1 protein-coding gene is annotated in these 219 nt (G+C 59.8%); it reads right to left on the reverse strand.

The genetic code is table 11. From position 1 onward, the window contains the following. Positions 1-219: hypothetical protein (locus A3709_RS24285; RefSeq protein WP_197484349.1), on the reverse strand; the 219-nt coding region annotated here is incomplete at both ends.

Here is a 219-nt window from a genome sequence, read left to right on the forward strand (position 1 = left end):
ATACACAATGCCACCATGGCACGCCCGACGCGTGTTGTTGCTAAAGTCCGGGCCACTCCAGTAGCTGCCCGGATAGCCACGGCCACTCAGATCAATCGACGACGTGCTATCCACCGTCCCCGTGCCCACAACATCCAGCGTCAGCGGATACAGCGTCTTGCTGCTCGCGCTGCCATACCCCGTGGTCAGGACTGCACCGCTATCGAGAGTAATATCACC

Origin of the sequence: Halioglobus sp. HI00S01 (assembly GCF_001635445.1) — a bacterium.
In the GTDB taxonomy this organism is placed as follows: domain Bacteria; phylum Pseudomonadota; class Gammaproteobacteria; order Pseudomonadales; family Halieaceae; genus Halioglobus; species Halioglobus japonicus.